The following is an 18,954-nucleotide window of genomic DNA, read 5'->3' on the forward strand; positions in this document are numbered from 1 at the left end:
ATTAAAGCCACATCTCCCGATGTGGCTCTACAATTTATATATTTGTAAGGGATGGCTCTTATTTATACGAATTGATTGATTTGGATACTTTCCAGTTGTTGCCTTCGCGCTCCAAGGTAACCAGATCAGTCTTTCTGAAGTTCTCAAAGTTCATCGTTACTTTGGCCACCATATAGTCTGCTGACTCCTCGATGATATCGGTGCTTACTGCACAGTTCAACTTTTCTCCTTTTTGTTTTTTCAAAGATTTAACCACCGCCTCACGACTATAAGACTGTGCATTGGAAGCCTGAATTTTTTGGCTGAAATCAGCAGCGAACAACTGTTCTACACCTGCTGATTCACCTTCTGTCGTCACTGCAACATAATGCTCAAGGGCAAAGTCTGCGGTTGAAAGGTTAACGTTTGCTTTTGCCGATTTGGAGCCTGGTCCTTCAGTTGCCATTGCAAATGTTGATACTGCGACTAAAGCTACTGCTGCGAATGTTTTTACTAGCGTTTTCATAATGTCTTTATTTTATTGTGTTAGTTTATTTATCTGTTCTTATTTGTTGACTCAAAACTACGACACAATAAGCCCCTGGCCTATGGACTTTAGACTAACGATCAGGAAAACTCGGTGAATGGCGGAAATGGGAAGGTTAATAAACTACTTATCACTATGTTACATTTTTTAAGAGTTTGCAATACCGTAGTTATTTACGTAAATTGGTAGAAGAAGGATATAAAGGAAAAAGTTACTAATTAAGAGATCATGGAATCAATACTTAGAAAACTAATGTACTGCCTGATGCTTTTGGAGGTATCATTGATATTTTTTCGCTGTATAAATGGAGGGGCTGATTCTTTTACTCGCGCGCTTTCAATTATGCTAATATCTCAAATAGCAATCGTAGTCATGACACTATCAAAGCAAAAAAAGAGCAGTTCATAAAGTAAGCTTCAAAAAACAAAGTAGCGAAGAGCTTATATATTTATACCTGCTGAATTAAAAAACCGATCTTAGAAGGATGATCTAAAATCTTGTCCCTTTTATCCACATGTTTCAAAATATAATAGATAATAATAAAGTCGCCCATCGCTCCCAACAAAAATAGATAGCCAAAAAAATAAACTAAGATATTTCCCATGCTAAGACCTATAATAAGTGGTACAAGTCCTAGGATAAAGGCTGGAGCAAATGCACCAATGATATAAGCATTTCGGTCGAGGGGCACCTTAATATGGCAATATGGTGTATAGGATGGTTTCAGGATTCCAATGCTAATATTACTGAAGCTTTTCGTTCGGGACACGGCCAACCAAGAAACAGCATGAATGAGCTCATGAACAACAATTCCTACAACAACAATAATTGCCATCATAAGAAAAAGCAGGCTGATTTCCATCGGGCTATCGATATGTTGCGCTACAAACCATCCTTTTAGCTTCTCAAGTTGAAACTGATCTTTCCAAATAAAATAATATAACGTAAAAATAACAGCAGAGATCGGAACAAGCCATTGCAGAAGAATTCGGTTAGCATCTCTTTCCGCAATGACATATTCTTTTAAATTTTCCTGGGCATCTTGTTCCATACAAATTTTATAAGGAAAGTGGAGGTGACAGTCTTATTTATTTTCCAAATATATCATTTAAACCTAGCTTTACACCGTGCATAAATGCATCAAGATTATTTATCAAAGCAATCAAAAAACCGACAACAACTAGAGTATACACCATATACCTGATAGATTCAGATCTCAAATTTTCCATAGTCTAATAATATTATTTGCTAAAATCAAATATCCAAGTCGTTGCTCAATGTTAAACAAAATACCATACAAATTGAATACATCAATGAAAAAAATATTTAATTTTTACAATCATATCATCTATATCTACTTGAAGTAAATAAACCAATAATGCAATAGTAACAACTGTAAGTATATTTTTCCATATCTTTTTATTCTTTTCTGTCATATAATCAAAATATAAGGTAAACAATTTCTGTTGGAGCCGCAGCAATTACAGACAACATAAAAAATATTGATGTATAAATACTACCAAATTAATAATCATATGTAAAAATGTGGTATGCCAAAGACCTGTCTCCTTCTGCTTAAACTCCATGATAAGAAAGAAAAAACAAAAACTGCACCCATCAGAAAACTTAAAATAAAATAATAGAAACTATACATATGACTCAATGCAAAAATAAGGGCAGAAATTAAAGCGAGTAATAATTTCCTTTGTTTAAAAAAAGTATATGTAGATAGGAGCTTTACAGGAATAAATTGAAATAATAATGTTTCAAGAAATGGGCCTAAAATTATTGTATAGATGAATGTTAGCAGCATGCCTTTATCACGAATTATCTCATTTGAGCCTCGTTCTAATTTAAATAGATTCAAAAAAATTAAATTACACAGAACATCAATAGTCAGGTAAGCAAAGAGCATTATTGCATATAAATATGCGACCCGTAATCTTAATAATCGTTTTATATATGTAGACATTTAAAATTACCTTTTAAGATCAGGAGAGTTGCTTCTGTAATAATAATCATTTGTTGGCAACATAATACTATTCAAACCAGTTTCTGTTGTTCCGCTCATTGGAAGTGAAAAAAACCATTGAACATAATTCCAACCGAAGTGTAATCCAACAGGATAATATATAGATTTACGGGCTTTAGACCAACGATCAGGAAAACTCGGTGAATGGCGGGAATCGGGAGGTGATTGCACCGACGATATATAGTATGCAAATAACAATCTAAATCTCACTATTATCAGCCTGTTCAAATAATTCGTGTAACTTTTGTTGAAGTAGCTTTTTATCTGGTAATTGTGTTTTATATTCTGCTACTACTGTTGGTGAAAGACTGCGGCTCAAAGCAATACTTGCGTTCTCATTGGATCGCTCAACGTCTCGATCAAGAGCCTCTAGATAAAAATTCAACTGACCAAGATGCTCGGGCTTAAATTTATCAACTTTTAATTCAAATGCCACTAAGCACTGTAATCCTCTATGAAAAAAAAGTAGATCAATGTAAAAATCAGAGTTTCCAACTTGTGCTTTATATTCTTGGTCAATAAATAGGAAGTCTCGCCCTAGCTCAAGAATAAAATCTTTCATCTGACGCAGCAGCCCTTTTTGAAGATATCCTTCATTATAGGATTCTGGTAGATTTTATAAGTCAAAAACGTAACTATCTTTAAACGCTTTATTAATGTCTACTTCAAATTGTCTCGGCAGTGACGAGAGTTTTACATTACCAATCATTTTGCGTTCAAAGACAGAACTATTAATCTGTCGCTCCAACTCCCTGGAACTATATTTTTCCTAGATAAGCTGCGGACTATTACGGGATGTAGCTATTACAGCTTAATAACTAAGAAGAAGCTATGACTATAAATTTTATCATATTCAATCTGACTTATTCTAATCAGTCTTTACATAAAAAAAATTGCAAGCACCATCCAAAACAATATTGATCTTATTTCCTACTTTTTTAATTCCAAGTTCGTGTGAAGCAGTTCCTCCTGAATAACTCAAAACCAATAGAGTTCTAAAAATCCCGTATTCTACGCGATATTCTCCATTACCCCAATAAGAACTTCTATATTTATTATCATCAAGTAGAGTTAGCGTATCATCCCTGTCAGGAAGTTCTGCTGAGGTTCCACATTCGTGATACTTGAAATAATATTTTCCTAATACCATCGATGGAGTAATTAGCCGAGCATAAATGATCGCTAAAGCTAATAAAAACAAGATAATTAAGAATGGCCAACTTTTAGTCTTTCTCGCTATTAACCCGGGGTTTTGCTGATGGTTATTATTGAGCTGCATACATTAAAACATGTTAAGTCTATTATTGCTCACAGAATCTATAGATTTTTTGATCAGAAAGCCTTTTTAAATATAATCTTCTTTCACCATAATAGGTCTCAATCCGATTAATTACCGCGATCGCGGAGTCAATAACCGGCCTACTATAGATGGTATCATTCCGGACGAAATTGTGTGTATCGTTAAACACAAGGATATCCGGTAGACCAATATTATCTCCACAATTTTTCCAAACGGAATTTATTAAACTCTTGTTTTTGCAAGAAAAAAGGAAAAAGCTCAGGCCTAAAATGGTAAAGAGAAATTTTAGTCTCATCGTAAAACTGCTTTGTATACTATGCACTATAGCAATAATACGTTATTTTTATAAACTATTTCAATCTCCACTTTTGCAGACAAGTTTTCTACTTTATTACCTAAAATACGAGCTGAGCCAATACTTCCCTAGGTATGAAATAAATGCTTTAGCTTAAAAAAAGCTTGGGACGAGTTTTTGAATCGAAATCTGGTTTAATCAATATTAAATCATATGGTTTAAAAGCAGGAGGACTCATAAGAATTATTCAATATTTGCATTTCATACTTTTCAAAAAAGAATAAAAGTGGAAAGGAGCTAAAACAGAAAAAGCCACATCGCCCGGTGTGGCTCTACAACATATATATTTATTTGAGATGGATGCCTATTGATAAGAATGAACTGACTTGAACACCTTCCAACTGCCATTCTCGTACGCCAAAGTCACCAGGTCAGTTAGGCTAAAGTGATCAAATTTCAGTACAATTTTTGCAATCATATAGTCTGCTGATTTTTCGACGATCTTGATGTTCGTCTTACAGTTCAGAATTTCTCCCTTTTGTTTTTTCAAAGAGGTTATCACTGCATTACGTCCGTAGGTCATTACATTGGACACTTGAATCTTTTGACTAAAATCATCGGCAAACAGCTCCTCCACACCTGCTGATTCACCCTCAGTCGTGACGGCAACATAGTGCTGTAAAGCGAAATCTGCTGTCGAAAGGTTAACGTTTGCTTTTGCTGATTTTGAACCTGGTCCCTCAGCTGCCATAGTGAAAGCGGATACCGCGATTAGGGCTACTGCTGCGAATGTTTTGGCTAATGCTTTCATAATATCTTTTTATTGTGTTAGTTTTTTCATCTGCTCTTATTTCTTGATTCAAAACTACAACACAATACGCACCCTGGCCTATCGGCTTTAGACCAACGATTAGGGAAACTCGGTAAATGGCAGGAATAGGCAGGTGAATATACTGCCAGCTAAGAGTCCGTATTTACTCATCTTTAAATAAATGATAGAATTCATTTCTAAGCTCAATATCTTTTTCGTCGATACTGATCTTTCGAAAGAAATATTGTTCCATAGAACGATCGTGAAACAATTCTGTCATTATCTCATGTGGGTCATCGACTACATAATTTTTCCCCTGTAGCACGCCACAATATACACACGTATTTGCGATGTAAGTTGAATCCGTGAATTTACTATAACATTCCTTTATTGAAGGAATCTCATGCTTCAGTCGATTATCTATCCATGGTACATCGCCTAATCCTAATCCATGAACAGACTGATAAGATTCGTCTAACTGTTCCAATTCGTAATACAGGAAGTAGCTGTATACATCTGTATGCTTTCCACATTTATAGCATTCTTTTTTCCATCGATAAACATTAATCCCCTTCTCAACGAAAAACTCGAACACTAAATCATGTATCTTCATGGTAGACCTACAAACTGGGTAATTTGAGCAACCTCCAAATACCCCATATTTTCCGTGCCTTAATTTATAAAAGCCTGTAGGGCAAATATTACATTTTATTTTCATAATAAATCGCACATTTAATTGATGAGAATCCTATTACTTTACTCTTGCTACTAAATTTTCATCGCGTCCATCCTATAAAAAAAACTAGATTAATCCCAGTTCGTACTGCTTAATTATATTTGTAAGAAAAGGTTCTTATTTATAAGGATTCGATTGAATACCCGACATATATGACATATTTTGATGAATTCAATGTTTTAATTCTGATTCAGAGTCGACGTGGGTTAATGATCATTCAACGGCAGTAACAGTATAGCCATTTTTACGAAGCAGGGTAATCAGCCCTTTATCCCCAGCGAGATGTCCCGCGCCAACAGCGATAAAACAAGATTGATCTTTGATCATCTTGGGTATGATGGTCACCCAGTTCTCGTTGCGCATACTCAGCAGTTTTTCTTTTTGTTCTTCAGTCATCCAGGTAGGGTCCTGAATCAGGGCGTTCAACTCTCCCAGATTTTCAGCCTTATAGGCTGCAACCATTTTTGCGGTCAAGGCTGGATATTTGTTCAGCTGATAGACCGATTCCATGAACAGCTGGGGTGTAATGATGTCTTTTAGCAACGCAAACTGCTGATCAATCGTTTCAAGCTCCCCGATGACCTTCCCCTTGGAAGTTGCGAGGCCAGACAATTCCATTTCATAGGACTTCATCTTTGTTGGATCAGCACAGTTGAACCCTTTCATCGTAAATAAAGAAATAACCGCAACAGGAGACACATAATCCAAGAGCTTAATGGAAAGATCTTCCGCGGCCAATACGCTATCCATTTTTTGGACTTCACTGTCAGAGAATGTCTTTATAAATGCAGTATCTGGTGCACTGTAGGCTTGTATTTTCTGGGCATTGTCTGGATTGGAAAGATCTACCTCAAAAACTACTTTTTGGCTTTTGTCCAGGGCATCAAGGCATTTCTGTTTGATCTCAAAATCATCTGGGCACAGCATATGCACGGTACCGAACAGGTAAGAATCTTGCTTGAGGCCATTTCCGGTAATTTTCCACAACATGGACTTTTCCTGAGCGAATCCGCTAGAAACAATGAAAAAAAATAACAATTGTAGAATCAGCTGCTTTTTCATTTATTATAGAGTATATAAAATATTGTTAAAAAGTCTTATTTTGCTGCGTCACTAAAACCATCTTTAATTCCTTGGACAAAATCGGCGCTATTTGATAATATACAGATAACGCATATCACAACAACAAGTATCATCAGCATTTTTAACAGTTTTTTTCTTTCCATAATTTAAATTTGGTTTATTTTTACATCACAACTTTTCAAATCCAACGGATGCTCCATCCGTCAGTGTCTATAATTACCCAACAATATAACGAATTAATTTTAATTTACTAAAAAGCTATAGGTAAACCATCTAATTAATTTTGTATTATAATATTTTCAAGACCGCAACCACAAAGCCTGCTGACTCGCCCTCAACGTTACGGCAATATTGTGCGCTAAAACAAAGTCTGGTTTAATTTGAAACCATCGTATCCTTTTTCATTTTAAGGTAAGCTCACTTTATCAAAAAAAAACAGGAATGATAAAACTATTTCAAATCGACTATTGTTCTTACTATACAAAATGGCTACTAGCTTCCTTTCGAAAGAAAGGGCCGACATAAAAATTGGCGTCGTACAGTGAAAATCCAATTGTCTTTAAAAACATTGGATGAGGAAACAAAAAAGAGGAAACGATAAGAAACATAAAAATTACTGTACAGAAAACGCTAACAGAAAGGGTCTGATGAGAATCAGGCCCTTTTGACGTTAAAAGCCAGATCTCGCGATGTGGCTTTTAATGGGTGAGAAATACATAGCTAAATCTGCGAACTGACACGCCCCTATGACATTGTGTTTCTCAAAGTCAGCGATTACTTCCGGAGTAGTGCTGGAGAGCTGGTGAAGATTTACGGACTATTTGCTAGGATAGCCTCAACTTTAGGTCCGATTATTTTAAGCATCCTTTCAAATCCTACATCTGTTGGGTGGGTGCCATCCACTGTTCCTTCGGAATCATCGCCTATCAAATGATCCGTGGGTATATAATACAAATTTTTATAACCTGCCTGCAACAATCGCTCATACTCCAACTTAAAATTCCTGTTCTGCTCGGTCAAGCGCGTGTGCCACTTTAAATTATAATTGCCGACCTGACGCGTAATGCTCTCTATCAGCAATATGGGTAACTGGGGATGGGACCGACGGATCCGTTCCACGAAATTAAACGTGCGTTCCCGGACCTCATCAGGGCTACTATTGGGCACACAATCCATAATGAGCAGATCCATGGAGTCAATAGCACTCAGCATATCGGCCACAGCGGGCTCCATGCGGGCATTGCCGCTCACGCCCATATTGATCACGTTGGCATTGAGCCGGCGCCCCAATTGCGCTGGATAGGCTAATCCCGGACGGCTCGCGGACGCTCCATGGACAATGCTGGAACCGTAAATCACGACCTTTTTAGCAAACGACTGTCTGGTACCAACAAAGCTGGCTTTGTCGTCGATAATCAGGTCAAAATCCAATAGCTCTTTATATAGCGGAAAGTAAATAAGAAATTCTTTTTCTGTCGCAGCCATATCTTCGATCAGCGTAGCCTTACTTTCCGCCAGGTTAAGATTGGGGCGGGCTACCCCTGCAAAGCGCCAGCCGCTGGCTTCTTTTACATACACATCAAAACCTCTTGACATAATCGGCGTGGAATTATTGCCCAGCGCTGCATCAACCGTCTTCCAGCGTAAAGATAATTTGCTCGTATTGCTCTTAAACGTGATAAACATTCCTGCAGCATGGGTATATAATTTCTTTACCGCAGCAGGAAGTTCGCTGTACTTCGCTGTATCTACCCGATGAAATTTTGGCGTATTTTCAAAAGCTCTTCCTTGCAGCGCAAATTTAGCAGACGGAATAACCTGTTGAGCGTACGAAAATACTAAGCCGCAAACCAGGGCCAGGAAGAATAGGATACCTGTCTTTTTTTTCATGATGTTTCAATTAATAGAAATCATTATCACTTCATAGCGGCCACCTCTTCTTATCCATGAGATGGCCGTCTAATTATAAAAGTATCATTTTTTTATTTCACGGTAAATACCGTAGCTACAGCGCGTTCACCTTCATGGTCAAATTTTCCATTATCAGAGGGGTAGTTGACCACACCTTCGCCCTTCACCCAGGCTGTGGAGGAACCGCCGCCATCATAGTTTAACGCGGAAGTGCAGCCCAAGGCGGCCATTAACTCGCCCAGCTGGGGAATTGTCAGTCCCTGTGACTGCGACGAACGTCCATCGATAACAGCTACGATCAGCTTATTGTCCTTGGTAAGTCCTACTGCTGTTCGGGGATGTCTGCTGGTATTGAAGTCTACGTTCAACTGCTCCAGCACCTGACCATTCTGCATCAATAACGGACCGCCAGCCAGTGCAGCGGTAGCGCTCAGGGTCCCCCAGCCGCCTGCCGGCTTCGGTACAATCTGATAGCTCTGCCCGGTAAAGGTAAATGCGCCGTTTTCACGGTAGCTATTAAATCCATTCACAGTCTGATTGATCACCTGACCATCGTATTTGAAAAATACGGTTGATCCGCCTGTACTGGTATTAAAGTAACTGCCATTGAATGCAACCAAAGCGCCCTTGGCCGTGGCAGCAGCACTTGTTTTTAGAAATCCGGTCTTGACATAGGGAATTTCCAGCTGCATGCCTTTCTTCAGATCGATCTCAAATACATTGACGTATTGTTTGGAATCAAATATCCGCGGAAATTGGTAATACTTCCACACGACACCGTCGGCAACCGTTTTTGTATTCCAGGCAGTCGTATTGATAATCTCCGCCAGGTCTTCTTGCTGGGGAATACTGTAATCATAGGGCAGCTGCGTTCCGCCCTCATTTTTCTTGCATGAAATAACAAGAAAAAGCAGCAATAAGCTGTATATAAAATTTCTTTTCATCTGTTCTTACTTTATTTCACCGATCCATTTTAATTTTAATGGAATCGCTTTTTCAATTGTTTTCTGGTCAATAGTGCATACGGCAGACTCCATATTGCGGTACAAGATGAGCTTATTTTCTCCCGGCATCAATCTTGCCGCACTGACATTGCCCGCCCCCCAGCTATAGGGCCAGTTGACAAAATAATGTTGCGGCACGGTTTCCCGGAGATATCGAAAGATCTTTCCTTTTCGCTCCGCCAATAGTACCTTGTCCTTTCCGATCAGTACCAAGGATTTTCCCTGGATATATCCGGTATTGATTTGGCTCCAGTTTAGTGTGTCTGGCAGCTTCAGCCATTCCTGAATAGGCTGTTCATCCAGTACCTTATAGTCTTTTTTTGAAACTTTACGGCAATAGCCATCAAAGAGAATGTACCATGCGGTGGACTCATCGATATATACTGGCGGATTAAACTCTGAACTGCCTTTCAGAAAAGGAAACAGCTTCGCCACGGGACTGACGCTATAGCTGCTGTTAGCTGCATCCGTTGTGTAGACGATATCCTGCGTCAGGTAATAGGTACTGTCTTTTTTTGTCCATACCGCTTCCGGTGTCAGCCAGGTTCCTTTTAACGTAAAAAGGTGATTGTCATCGTAAGCGTTAAATATTCCGGCATAATCAAGCCGGTCTTCCTTTTTGGGCTGTATAGCACCTTCAATAAAAAACTTCGCTGTCACCCCATCGTATTTTTGCAGGCGAGCAGCGACAGCAATAGCATGCCAGTGGTTGGAAACAACATACACGGTATCTCCGGGCTGTATGATTCGCTCGCCAGCATTATTTTTGAGGCGCCTGCTAAAAATGTAGTTCTGCACCGTCGTCTTGGAGTTTTCCTCCTTGAAGATCAATGCCGCCGGCACGCCCTTGCTGACCAATTGCAGCGCCATGGACGAAGCTTCACAAATCTTGGAACCGTGCGCACCACAACCTCCAGACACCACAATAGCATCCATCGGCCGGATACGGTAGAGCTGCGCAGCAACATCTACCCGTTGAGCCAGTACCTCAGGATCGGCTGAACCTAATAACAGTAGGATGTTTTTGTGCGCAGCAGCCCAGCTGTTGCCCAATAAAAGCATGGTAAGGATAAATAGACAGCTTAATTGTTTCATCTTATTTCACTTTTGCACCCATCCAGCTGGAAGAGCGCGGGTTATTATTGATATCTTGTTGCATGCGACTATCGTCCAATGCCGGCGTATATTTCTTGGCAAGCTCCAGCAGTCCGGCTGGACTTAAACCATAGCTCATGGACGGATTTTCGGCACCTATGGGCAGGTAATCCGGATTCAGCATGGAAGCAGGTTCAAAGCTTACTTTTGGAACAATGCTTCCATCAGCAGCATACACAGCTTGCGCTGCAACCGAGTGCTGTATCCGTGGCACGACAGCGATGTTATCAGAATAAGCATCAACATCGGTAGAACTGCCCGCCTGGGTATTGCCCGATACGATCGAATTGATCAAAGTCAGGTTGTTGACATTGCTGCGTCGATAGACCCCACCGCCAGGACCAACAACAGCATTTTTGGTAATGGTGGTACTGATCACGTCTGCCTGACTGTTATCATACAGCATCAGTCCGCCGCCGCCATTGGCTGATGTGCTCGAATTTTCAGCCAGCAGGCAATTAACAAATATCCCTTTTGATTTTTCACGCAGATAAACGCCTGCTCCATAAGATGTATTTGAATTGCCGATCACCTCACAATTATAGAGTGTAATATCCGCATTTGGATAGGCGTGTACGCCTCCTGCGGTGCCTTTAGCGCTATTGTGATTAAACTGGCTATCGTAGGCAATCAGTGAACCATCGGCGATCCATAGTCCGCCTCCGTTATTTCCGCTGTTGCTATTATTGTTGATGCGACAGTTTTCCAACCTGAGCTGGGCGCCTGCAAACGCGTAGATGCCGGCAGCAAAACCTGCGGTACCCTTATCTGCGGTCGCTTTATTGTCGACTACATCCACATTTTTGAGCAGTACCCGAGCCATGCCAATCAACATACCACCCCCTTGGCCGCGGCTGAATTTAATGTTGTCAATCGTCGTACCGGCACTGCGGTCGGTGGCATTTCCTCCTTTGATGCTGATGTTTTCCAGCCTAACCTGATTTTCAGGATCCGCGGATGCCGTCACCGTGACCGTGTGAAACACCGATTTTCCACTTGAAAGCTTTCCCTGAAAAATGGTTTTATACAGCGCTGGATTAGGCTGATCTCCAGGTTTGGCATTGGCCGCATAGCCACCGATCAAGCTGACATTCTTTGCGATCTCTATGGTTTTGTCCGATTCCTCATTGACGTCACCATTGCGAATGGTCCGTGTTGGAACATAGGTCCCCTCGGCCAGGAATAGCGTACTGCCTGTCGTTGCTTTTTCGAGTGCCTGATCGAGATCAGTAGCACTAGTCCAGGAACTGCCATCCCCTTTGCCCGCAGGAGTCACATAAAAAACGGGAACTTTTCCGGATTCCTGCAAAATCAGAATCTCCTGCGATAGGTTATCATTCAATCGGAGCAACAAGGTCGCCGAACGTTCCTCTTCCGAATTTTTAGAAACAGAAAACCGGATCTTATTTTTCCCTTTGGGATACACCGTACTATCGAGTTTGATCCAGTCTTTGTCGCTGCTTACGGTAACCGCCGCATTCGCCAAGATGTCCAACTGATAGGTATCGGCCCTACTGCCGACCTCTATATAATCCCGATCGACCAGGAGCCGTTGCTCACTTTCGACTTTATCTTTTTTACAGCTCTGTATGCTTAGGGCAAAAAATAGAGCCATAAAAATATATAACGTTTTTTTCATTATAATCAATGTTTTTGAACCTGCTTATTGTTTTGTACCACGATAATTCTGCTGTAGCTGGCGGTAACATTGGACCAGCTGAGCTGTGGTTTCATAATGGCACTCAAACATAAATACACCTGTATATTTAATTTTTTCCAGGGCGGCAAAGATCTTATTCCAGTCATTCTGTCCTTTGCCATTACAGGGTAGATAGTGACTTTCCTTTGTGCCATCCCCATCCGCGACATGCAGCGTCTTGACGCGCGATCCAAAAGCCAAAAGCAGGCGCTCGGGATGCGCAATATGGTTCATGTCCACTGCAATGCCGACCTGATCAGGAAAGCGGGCAAAAAGTTCCTGACATTCTTCCACGGTCCGCAGCAGGGGTCGCTCCCGCTCACCCACCGTCAGCGAAGGCCCGAGCATATTTTCGATGACGAGCTGCTGCCCCGCCTTAGACACTGCCGTGTACAGCTCGTTGACAGACCGTACCAGCTGATCCTTGCGGGCCGCGCGTCTGTTGGGCTCGAGGTAATAGGAAGGGTGAAACAGGATCACTTGGGGATGAAGGCGGTAAAGTCCTTCCAGCAGCTGCAAATGCATACGGATCACCTGCTGCCGCTGCTGTTCGTCCAACGTAGAGATATCTATTTTGGCGGAAAAGGGCATATGGACAGACCATACCCTCACCCCTGCTTTCTTCAGCACAGTAGCCAGCGAATCGCATTTGAGCAACCATTCATGCTGTGGAATCTTTAAACTGAGGTCTGCATTGACAAAGCTTCCGAGCCCCGCAATCTCGATATAATCCATACCAGCTGCTTTGTCTGCCTTTAATTTTTCCAATGCTATCTTCCGGATATCAAGTGAATAGCCAAGTGCATAATCAGGCCGATCCTGTTTTTGACAGTACGTATATCCGGGGAGCAATAGACAACAGAGGATCGCAATAAAGATAAGTTGTTTCATGTTATCGGTATAATTTTTCCCATTCAGGATTTTGTTTCAAATTTGGGTTTAACTGGATATCTTCGATTGGGATCGGTGCATAGTAATCACGTTTTTCATCAAACTTACCCCGTTGATAAAAGGGATCCAGGGAGCCTTTATTGGCATTCTGGGTATTTGAAACGGGATCCCAAAGTGTCCGCTGATTGATATTGATCAATGTGGTCACCGTACCCGGTGCACCCGCTGTATTGCCTGTATGGACATACACATCGGCCTTGCCATCCCCTGTAAAATCATAGGCTCCGACACCGGGAAAATAAACGCCGACAATAGGCTGATTCAGTTTGGATCCAGCTTTCCAGCGCATTAAGTCATCCCAGCGCTGTCCTTCGTTGAACAACTCGATCCGTCTTTCGCGCCGTATTTCCAACAGAACGCCCCTAAATGCGCCTCCGTCGATGTTCGGATACATAGCCAGCAAATAAGGATCGGGGTTGGCATTCGCTTCAGCTAAGGAAAGCATCGGCATGCCCGCGCGGCTACGCAGCTTATTGATCGTCAGGTCAAGGTCGCTTTGGCTGATCGTCCCCAGTTCGGCTTTTGCTTCGGCATGGATCAGCAGTGCCTCCGCATACCGAAATAAGATAACATCAAAATAGGAGGCCGATACGCCCCACTGCAATTTATCAGGCAAGGCCTTGATCAGGCGGTAGCCTGTGGTGGTGATCGTCAAGTTGACAGGCTCATTTGCTGTTTCTCCATTGGCACGGAAGTCCGGCCCCGCAGTTGTCTGTGTCAGCCTTGGATCTCTATTTTGCATTTCCTGATAGAATTCCATGGTCTTGTAACCTGTTCTATCGGTAAAGCGGCTCCCATCCTTCATCAGATAGCTATTGATCATATCTTTGGCGATCCCGTAGGCTCCCGAAGTTGCCGAGGTAAAGGAATAGCCAAGGCCATGCACACGCATGCCCAATTCAAAATCAATGGCAAGGATAGTCTCCACCTGATCCTGATTATTGCGGGCAAACAGATTCCGATAGGCTTGATCCGCTCCGCCCTGGCTGTACAAGGTATAGGCTCCAGCATTCATCAGTTCGGCCGATGCACTGACCGCCGCATTCAGGAACTTTTCATGTCCCGCGATCTGATGGTATTTTCTAAACGTCCCTTCAAAGAGCGCTACTCTTGCTTTCAGCAGCAGTGCCGTGTATTTGGTGATCAAATTAAGCTGTTTTTCGGCTGGTATATTTTCGATAGCATAGTCCAGGTCAGCCATAATGGAATCCATCACCAGCTGCCGGGAGTCCCTCGCTTTGAAAAGATCTTCATCTTTGGCAGTCAGCACCTTTCCATACCAGGGCACGTCACCGAAAGTTTTCACCTTATCGTAATAAAAATTTGCTCTAAAAAAACGGGCTATGCCACCGTATTTCTTTTGTGCCGCAGCGTCTGGAACTTTATGGTAGTTGGCCAGAAAATAATTGATCTTGCGCAACTGGCTCCAGGACCAACCGCCCGAGCCGCTTCCTACAGGGACAGTTCGATTGCCCTTGATCCGGTCGGCCACCGTAAGGGGGATCATATTGTCCGAACTCCCATCGTTTGTATACCAGGATTCATTGGGCAGAAAGGTGTAAAAATCGTTGGTGGCAACCTCCAGATCCTTTGCTGTATTGAAAAAATAGGGTGCTTCCACCTGGTCCTCCGAAGGACGGTCCAAATAATCTTTCTGACAAGCTGCCAGCGATAGCAAGATCAACAGACCAAGTAGTTTATAGCTGTTTGTTGTAAGTTTCATTATCATTGCGTTGTCAAATATTAAAGCGTAAGCATTAAACCAAAAGAATAAGTTTTACCCATGGGATAGTCCCGCAGCAGCCCCCGCTCCGAGGAGTCCGCAGGATCATTGGCACTCGCAGGTGAATTATAATTGATCATTGCACCTGCCTGTTCGGGATCTATATACTTTGTCAGATTGCCAAAGTTCCAGGTCAGCAGATTCTCGCCGCTGAAGTAAAACCGCAGTTTTTCAACTTTATAGCGCCTTGTCCATTGCTGCGGCAAGGTATAGCCTAACGTAAAGTTTTTCATCCGCAGGAACCCGACGTTGGTCAGGTAATAATCGTTCAGTTCGTATAGCGACCTTCCGCTCTGCAGGGACGAGTATCCCCGATAGATCTGTGGATACCTGTTCCCTTTCTTGTCCGGGGTCCATGCATTATCTACCAGGTCTTTGCGTACAAAGGAAAGATACGGGCGCTGATAGGAACCCCAGTATAAATCCCCTGTCGGGTACCAGTCCTGTTTGGCAACACCAGCAAAAGCCGCCGAGAGATCAAAATTATTCCAGGAAGCACTCATATTGATACCAAATGGAAATTTCGGCATGGCATTGCCAATGGGTCTAATATCACCGTGGTTGGCAAGCGTGTTGTCGCCTTTGTCGATGCGTCCATCACCATTGAGATCCACGTATTTCACATCGCCGCCGCGCAACATATTCCACTCACTATTTTGCGATACGCTTAGAATATCGTTATATACTTTCGAGAGGGACAATTGTGGATCCTGGAAACTATTCTGGTAGCTCAATGCTTCCGCATCGGACTGAAACTGTCCGTCGATATGGTATCCCCAGATCTGTCCCAGCACCTGTCCTTCGTAATAGGAACTCAACAAGCCCTGCGGATTATTATATTTCGTAATGATCCCTTTAAAATTGGTGGTATTCACGGCGATGTTAAAGCGAAAGGGTGAGCCGGCAAGGTCAAATTTGTCCTGGTAGCTTACCCCCAGTTCAAAACCTTTATTACGCAAAGCAGCGTAGTTTTCACGTGGTTCGCTGGCACCAAATACCGCTGGTAGGGGCTGTCCCGGAAGATACATGCCTTCGACATCCTTCTGATACCAGTCAAAATTGACATTTAGCTTGTTCTGGATCAGTCCAAGATCAACACCGAAGTCAATGCTTTTGGTCCGTTCCCAGGTGACGACGTTCGGCAATGGCGCCGGCGTACTCGCCCCAATAAGACGGGAGCCCCCATTTAGCCAAGCCAACTGCTGCACGGTCATCAATTCCTTGAAGGTATTGACCCCTACAGTCTGGTTGCCGAGCTTGCCATACGAAGCTCTGAGCTTTAAGGTAGGTATAGTGCCTTTGATCGATTCCCAAAAGTGCTCACGATCCAGCTGCCAGCCTAATGAGACGGAAGGGAAAAATCCCCATCGGCTCCCGCTAGGAAACCGTGATGAACCATCGTACCGTGAATTTATTTCCAGCAGGTATTTATTGTCGTAGGCATAATTAAAACGGCCAAAAACGCCCTGAATAGCCCAATTTTCAGCTGTTCCGCTCAGGCTGTACATGGAAGTTCCCAGCGCCAGGTTGGATAGATCCTCGATCAGCAGGTCGTCCATGGCTCCGGCGATACGGTCCCGGTCAAAGGATTCCTGATTGTAGCCCACCAATAATTTGAACTGATGCTTTTGCGCCACATTTTTTTCGTAGGTCGCAAACAGGTTCATCGCGTTATACTTGTCTTTCCAGCGGTATTCTGTCAAACGGTTGAGGCCTGCAGTGGTATAATTGAGTTTGTTGCCCGAATAGTAACTGAAAGGGTTGAGGCGTGTGCTCCGTGAAAAATTTTCGATACGGTTGCTATAATCAAAATTTACCTGAAGGCCTTTCAGTGGCTTGAGCAGGACACGGAACGTATTGGTAAACTCTTCGCTATTGCGTAGCTCCCAGCTTTTTCCAGATTCCAATCCGGCATTGGCTCCCTGACCGCCAGTCCCCACACCGATGTCCGTGGGAATACCATCGACAAAATTGGGGTAAAAAGGCATTAGATTATACCAGGTTGTCGTACTCCATAGTCCGCCCAGGCCATTGCTGTAGCCACCATATTCTTTATCCTTTTCGTTGATGAACTGCGTATTGTTCGAAATTTCCAACCAGCTATTGGGCGTGAATACCAGATTGGATTTCATATTCTGGCGGTCCATATCCGCATCGTCATTGATATTGTTGATTGTTTCCCGTTTGAATACACGTCCAGAGAGATAGGCTTTCAACTTTTCACTGCCACCTGAAATGGCGATATTATGGAAATTGGAGGGCTGATATTTTTTAAATAGGTAATCCCACCAGTTGGTCTTATAGAAAAATTTATAGGTTCCGTCTGCCTGCTTCTCATGAAAGGGCGCAATCTCCCCTGCAGCCACCATTTTGATCGCTTCCCAGTCCATTGGATTGTAGCGTGTATAGGAACTGCCGTTATAGCCATACAGTGCGGCATCTACTGTTTTCCCGTAGACATAAGGATCAGAGATATAATCGGTACGGGATGCCGGTGTAGTCCAGGCGAAATTATTGACATAATCCACCTTCACGGTTCCTGCCTTCCCTTTTTTTGTGGTCACCAAGATGACACCAAAAGCGCCACGGGCGCCATAAATGGCCGCCGAAGCAGCATCTTTCAGCACAGAAACACTTTCAATATCGTTGGGATTAACCCGTGTGATATTCCCTTCGATCCCGTCGATCAATACCAGCGGCCCGCCCTCATTGATGGAATTGAATCCCCGCACATTGATATCAGGTGTTTTGGATGGATCACCGTTGTTGAGCTGTATATTCAAGCCGGGCATAAGTCCCTGGAGCGTACCTGCTATATTGGCACTTGGACGCAACGCGATATCATCCGCATTGACCTGTGATACGGCACCCGTCAGGTTGGCTTTTTTCTGCACACCATAGCCCACGACGACCACCTCTTCCATCGCATTGATGGCCGCCTTCATGGTCACACTCAAGGTTGACTGCTGTGCCAGCGCTATCTCCAGCGGCTGATAGCCAACCATAGTAAATACAAGTATGGCATCAGGGCTGCTGACCTGGATCTGAAAACTGCCATCCTCCCGGCTGAGGGTTTTCTCCTTTTTGCCTTTTTCGCTGACCGTAACATTGTCCAATGGTCGGCCCTGATCGTCTTTGACCACTCCTTTGACCGGGTATAGCTGCGGAGCCTCCGTAACCGACGTTTGACGAACAGCCTGATCCGTTCTTTTGTTCAAGACAATATTTTTATCCGCTTTGACATAAGATAACTGCAGCTTTGTCAACAGATCTTTCAGGGCTTCTTCAAAAGCGATATTGTGGTAGCTGACGCTGATACGGTCGTCTTTTGCGATCAGCGATTCGTTGTAAAAAATGTTGTATCCACTTTGCTTCTGCAGTTCTTTCAAAACAGCACTCACCTTCACATTGTTCCGCTTCAGATTGACGGTCTGCCCGAAAGAAAATGCGTGCAGCTGTAAATTTGCTGCGAATAAGAGAGGAATTGCTAATGACAATTTCATAGAAATTGGTATTTTCTGGGATCTTACCTGACATAATAGGGTCGGTCCGATCAATTTTTTTTTATTAAATTGCATTCGGTTGAGATAAAATTTAACGGTTTTACTATTCATCCATGTCGAGAAAAAGACAAAACTTTCAGGGGCGTTGGCGCGCTCCTGATTGTT

Annotated in this window: 13 protein-coding genes and 1 pseudogene; all 14 read right to left on the reverse strand. The window is 42.7% G+C overall.

From position 1 onward, the window contains the following. Window positions 1-58: 58 nt before the first annotated feature. Complete coding sequence (locus ABDW32_RS19045) at window positions 59-505, reverse strand: nuclear transport factor 2 family protein (RefSeq protein WP_343565264.1); 447 nt, start codon at window positions 503-505, stop codon at window positions 59-61. 469 nt (window positions 506-974) lie between these two features. Next, window positions 975-1,577 carry a DUF3267 domain-containing protein gene (locus ABDW32_RS19050; RefSeq protein WP_343565266.1) on the reverse strand — a complete coding sequence of 201 codons (603 nt, stop codon included), beginning with the start codon at window positions 1,575-1,577 and terminating at the stop codon, window positions 975-977. Window positions 1,578-2,757: 1,180 nt separating this feature from the next. Then, window positions 2,758-3,159: pseudogene (locus ABDW32_RS19055) on the reverse strand (PDDEXK nuclease domain-containing protein); the annotation flags it as partial. A 267-nt stretch (window positions 3,160-3,426) separates the two neighbouring features. Further along, window positions 3,427-3,837, reverse strand: a complete 411-nt coding sequence (locus ABDW32_RS19060; protein ID WP_343565267.1) for a hypothetical protein — start codon at window positions 3,835-3,837, stop codon at window positions 3,427-3,429. Between the two features lie 680 nt (window positions 3,838-4,517). Next, complete coding sequence (locus tag ABDW32_RS19065; RefSeq protein ID WP_343565269.1) at window positions 4,518-4,964, reverse strand: nuclear transport factor 2 family protein; 447 nt, start codon at window positions 4,962-4,964, stop codon at window positions 4,518-4,520. 163 nt (window positions 4,965-5,127) lie between these two features. Beyond that, window positions 5,128-5,577 carry a hypothetical protein gene (locus ABDW32_RS19070; protein ID WP_343565271.1) on the reverse strand — a complete coding sequence of 150 codons (450 nt, stop codon included), beginning with the start codon at window positions 5,575-5,577 and terminating at the stop codon, window positions 5,128-5,130. Window positions 5,578-5,913: 336 nt separating this feature from the next. Then, window positions 5,914-6,762, reverse strand: coding sequence for a TraB/GumN family protein (locus ABDW32_RS19075; protein WP_343565273.1), 849 nt, complete (start codon window positions 6,760-6,762; stop codon window positions 5,914-5,916). An 831-nt stretch (window positions 6,763-7,593) separates the two neighbouring features. Further along, the gene (locus tag ABDW32_RS19080) at window positions 7,594-8,673 is read right to left on the reverse strand and encodes an SGNH/GDSL hydrolase family protein (RefSeq protein ID WP_343565275.1); all 1,080 of its coding nucleotides are present in this window, start codon (window positions 8,671-8,673) and stop codon (window positions 7,594-7,596) included. Between the two features lie 92 nt (window positions 8,674-8,765). Next, on the reverse strand, window positions 8,766-9,638 hold the full coding sequence (locus ABDW32_RS19085) for a phosphodiester glycosidase family protein (protein ID WP_343565277.1): 873 nt from the start codon (window positions 9,636-9,638) through the stop codon (window positions 8,766-8,768). Window positions 9,639-9,644: 6 nt separating this feature from the next. Then, on the reverse strand, window positions 9,645-10,793 hold the full coding sequence (locus ABDW32_RS19090) for a YdcF family protein (RefSeq protein ID WP_343565279.1): 1,149 nt from the start codon (window positions 10,791-10,793) through the stop codon (window positions 9,645-9,647). Window position 10,794: 1 nt separating this feature from the next. Beyond that, entirely contained in the window at window positions 10,795-12,492 is a 1,698-nt protein-coding gene (locus tag ABDW32_RS19095; RefSeq protein WP_343565281.1) for a right-handed parallel beta-helix repeat-containing protein, read from the reverse strand. A 24-nt stretch (window positions 12,493-12,516) separates the two neighbouring features. Then, window positions 12,517-13,443: a sugar phosphate isomerase/epimerase family protein gene (locus ABDW32_RS19100; RefSeq protein WP_343565283.1), complete on the reverse strand. Its 927-nt coding sequence runs from the start codon at window positions 13,441-13,443 to the stop codon at window positions 12,517-12,519. 1 nt (window position 13,444) lies between these two features. Continuing rightward, entirely contained in the window at window positions 13,445-15,226 is a 1,782-nt protein-coding gene (locus tag ABDW32_RS19105) for a RagB/SusD family nutrient uptake outer membrane protein (protein WP_343565285.1), read from the reverse strand. A gap of 20 nt (window positions 15,227-15,246) precedes the next feature. Then, window positions 15,247-18,789: a TonB-dependent receptor gene (locus ABDW32_RS19110; protein ID WP_343565286.1), complete on the reverse strand. Its 3,543-nt coding sequence runs from the start codon at window positions 18,787-18,789 to the stop codon at window positions 15,247-15,249. Window positions 18,790-18,954: the final 165 nt, after the last annotated feature.

The sequence above is a fragment of the Sphingobacterium sp. genome (genome assembly GCF_039596235.1).
Taxonomy (GTDB): domain Bacteria; phylum Bacteroidota; class Bacteroidia; order Sphingobacteriales; family Sphingobacteriaceae; genus Sphingobacterium.